Origin of the sequence: Maritimibacter harenae (assembly GCF_009882975.1) — a bacterium.
GTDB lineage: Bacteria > Pseudomonadota > Alphaproteobacteria > Rhodobacterales > Rhodobacteraceae > Maritimibacter > Maritimibacter harenae.
This window is the reverse complement of record NZ_WTUX01000055.1, coordinates 1-1,174: the sequence shown is the minus strand read 5'-3', so window position 1 is coordinate 1,174 and position 1,174 is coordinate 1. Positions and strand designations below refer to the sequence as shown.

The window sequence follows — 1,174 nt, the reverse complement described above, 5'->3', positions numbered from 1 at the left end:
ATGGCTAAGGAAAAGTTTGAACGCTCCAAACCGCACGTCAACATCGGCACCATCGGCCACGTTGACCACGGGAAGACGACGCTGACGGCGGCGATCACGAAGTATTTCGGTGATTTCCGTGCGTACGACCAGATTGACGGTGCGCCGGAAGAGAAAGCGCGCGGGATCACGATCTCGACGGCGCACGTTGAGTACGAGACCGAGGCGCGTCACTACGCGCACGTGGACTGCCCGGGCCACGCGGACTACGTGAAGAACATGATCACGGGTGCCGCCCAGATGGACGGCGCGATCCTGGTGGTGAACGCGGCCGACGGCCCGATGCCGCAGACCCGCGAGCACATCCTGCTGGCGCGCCAGGTTGGCGTTCCGGCGCTGGTCGTGTTCCTGAACAAGGTCGACCAGGTGGACGACGAGGAGCTCCTCGAGCTCGTCGAGATGGAAGTGCGCGAGCTTCTGTCCGAGTACGACTTCCCGGGCGACGACATTCCGATCATCGCGGGTTCGGCGCTTGCTGCCATGGAAGGCAACAACCCGGAAATCGGCGAAGAGAAGATCAAGGAGCTGATGGCGGCGGTCGACGAGTTCATCCCGACGCCGGAGCGCGCGGTGGATCAGCCGTTCCTGATGCCGATCGAAGACGTGTTCTCGATCTCGGGCCGCGGCACCGTTGTGACGGGCCGTGTGGAGCGTGGCGTGATCAACGTCGGCGACGAACTGGAAATCGTGGGCATCAAGGACACCACGAAGACGACCTGCACGGGCGTCGAGATGTTCCGCAAGCTGCTTGATCGCGGTGAAGCGGGCGACAACATCGGCGCGCTGCTGCGCGGCATCGACCGTGACGCGGTCGAGCGTGGCCAGGTGCTGTGCAAGCCGGGTTCGGTGACGCCGCACACGAAGTTCGAGTGCGAGGTCTACATCCTGACGAAGGATGAAGGCGGCCGCCACACGCCGTTCTTCGCGAACTACCGTCCGCAGTTCTACTTCCGCACGACGGACGTGACCGGCACCGTGACGCTGCCCGAGGGCACCGAGATGGTCATGCCGGGCGACAACCTGAAGTTCGCCGTGGAACTGATCGCGCCGATCGCCATGGAAGACGGCCTCCGCTTCGCCATCCGCGAAGGCGGCCGCACCGTCGGCTCCGGCGTCGTGTCGAAAATCATCGAGT

Annotated in this window: 1 protein-coding gene; it reads left to right on the top strand. The window is 64.1% G+C overall.

All coding sequences use genetic code 11. The annotated features are described in order from the left end of the window. Positions 1-1,174, top strand: a 1,174-nt coding sequence (gene tuf / locus GQE99_RS20320) for an elongation factor Tu (RefSeq protein ID WP_161353790.1), incomplete at both ends; no start/stop codon positions are given.